This is a genomic window from Gordonibacter sp. (assembly GCF_036667095.1).
Lineage (GTDB): Bacteria > Actinomycetota > Coriobacteriia > Coriobacteriales > Eggerthellaceae > Gordonibacter.
In genome coordinates this window covers 1-2,516 of record NZ_JAVWUP010000290.1, presented here as the reverse complement: position 1 = coordinate 2,516, position 2,516 = coordinate 1, and the positions used below count along the sequence as shown (strand labels likewise).

2 protein-coding genes are annotated in these 2,516 nt (G+C 49.7%); both read left to right on the top strand.

The window, feature by feature from the left end; translation table 11 throughout:
- On the top strand, positions 1 to 1,144 hold a 1,144-nt coding region (locus RR842_RS13830; RefSeq protein WP_332730165.1), incomplete at its 5' end, for a TOPRIM nucleotidyl transferase/hydrolase domain-containing protein.
- A gap of 133 nt (positions 1,145 to 1,277) precedes the next feature.
- The coding region (istA, locus tag RR842_RS13825; protein WP_332730164.1) for an IS21 family transposase at positions 1,278 to 2,516 on the top strand (1,239 nt) is incomplete at its 3' end.

Below are 2,516 nucleotides of genomic sequence, written 5' to 3'. Positions count from 1 at the left end.
TGAAGGGGTGCCAGAATATGCGCAGTTTTTCGAGTCGTTCAAAAACGGCGTAGCGGATTCCGTCCGAGGTTTTTCTCATGGTCTTGAAGTAGATTTTTCCGCTTTTGATCCCAATAATTATGCCAATGCTATGCGAGTAGTGGCAACGGAAAATGGCAACCAAAGATCTTTCGATGAGTTCGGTACGGGAGAACAACAAATTCTTTTGATGGCGTTCGCAAAAGCATACGCCCAAACATTCAGCAAAAACTCCCTTGTGCTGATAATTGAGGAACCAGAAGCGCACCTTCATCCATTGGCGCTGAGGTGGCTCAAAGAATACATTTATAATCTTTGTGGGGATGGTCTTCAAGTTGTTTTGTCGACTCATTCTCCTGATTTTGTCGACATGAATAACCTTGACGGCATCGCAAGAGTCTATAAAACAGAGGACGGCTTAACACACGTAAAGCAAGTTAGTAAGAGTGACCTTGTGAACTTTTGTATAGACTCGGGTGTTCCTGAAAACAAGGTAAGCGAGCGAGGAATTGGCGAATACTATGAGACGAAGCTAACGCCTGATCAAGCCAAAGGTTTTTTTGCCAACCAAGTTCTTCTCGTTGAGGGGGAGACAGAGCTGAAAGCATTGCCGGTATTTTTTCGAAGATTGAATCACTCTCTTGCAAGCGAGGGAGTCGAGATAGTAAGTTGTGGTGGAAAGAATGCTATCCCTCTTCTATGGCGGCTTTTCTCTGCCTTTGACATAGAATGTAAATGTTTGTTCGATGCTGATGGTGGATGCGGCAATAATGAGTTATGCCGTTTGTTAGGTATTAGTCAAAATCAAATAACTACTTCCGAGTCTGCTTTTGTTTGCGGGGATCGGTATGCATTTTATAGATACAATTTTGAAAAATGCATGAAGGCCCAAATTGCAGAATATGAAGTGCTGCTTGAGGAGATTAGGTCAAATTATCTCATTAAATCGAAACCTAGCGAAGCATGCGTAATGGCGAAAATAATGGACAAGAGCAGTATCCCTATATTTGTTTTTCAGTTGTGGGATATGATTTCGCAGGGAACGGAAGAGAGCGTTAAAGAGCCTGTGAACTTTGATGAATTCGGATCTTATGGATTTGGTGCGTACGACGCGCTTGACCGATAACGATTCCAAGCTTCGCCGATAACCAATCCACGCCAAAGCGATCACCAACAAGCCCGGGTTACGGGCTTTTCTTTTCCCTAGAATCTGTCTTTGGTGCAAAAGCACCAAAGATCATCTAGAGAGAGGAAAAGATATGCTCAAGTACCGTGAGATCCTCAGGCTTGCTTCCATGGGAATCAGTCAGAGGAACATCGCCTATTCGTGCGGCTGCGGCCAATCGACGGTATCAGACATCTTGAAGGCGGCGAAGCCCCATGGGGTCGAATGGCCTCTGCCTGACGAGATGGACGACAAAGCGATACGGCTTGCCATCTATCCCGAGAAAAACCGCAAGTCTAAGGACAAAGCGGCAATCGATCACGAGCGGACCGCGGAAGAATTGAAGAGACGGGGTATGACGATGTCTCTTCTGTGGAACGAGTACTGCGGGAGTGCGCTCGCGCAAGGAAAAGAACCCTACATGTATTCGGCGTTTTGCATGGCACATCGCGAATGGGCGCGAAGAAACGACGTGCGCATGCACATTGAGCACCGACCAGCAGAGCAGATCCAAGTTGACTGGGTTGGAGATACGGGAGAGGTGATAGACCCGGACAGCGGGGAGATACTCAAGATATACGTGTTCGCCGCCTGTCTACCGTACTCGAACTACCTTTATGCCGAAGGCTTCTATAGAACCGATGAGGAGGCCTGGGTGAGCGCACACGTGCATATGTTCACGTTCTTCAAAGGCTCGACACCGATACTCACGCCCGACAACACGAGGACCGCGGTAACCAAGAACACCAAAGATGAGCTCATCGTCAACGAGCAATACCGACGCATGAGTGAGCATTACGGCTGCGCAGTCGTGCCAACGCGCGTGAGGCGTCCTCGCGACAAGGGCAGCATCGAGATGGGAGTGGGCGTCATCGAACGTCAGGCGATGATGGCGTTGCGTCACCGCCGTTTCATGTCACTTGCCGACTATAACAGGGCGCTTCTGACACGGATCATGGCCATCAACTCCCGTCCCTTCCAGAAAAGAGAGGGCAGTCGGGATAGCATCTACTCCGACCAAGAGAAACCGATGCTCATCCCGCTGCCCCCGCATCCCTACGAGATAGTCACCCGCAAGGAAGCCACCGTCAATTTTAACTATCATGTCAGCTTCGATGGGGTCTGGTATTCAGTTCCCTTCCACTATGTGAAGCGCGTCGTATCAGTGAGTGCCACCGACAAGACGGTAGCGATAGCCTGCGACGGCAAGAGGATCGCCATGCACGAACGCGGGCGCAGGCAGGGAGATTACAGGACCAATCCCGATCACATGCCCGATGCGCATCGGGACTTCGCTGAATGGAACGGCGACAGGTTCCGCAGATGGGCAGCC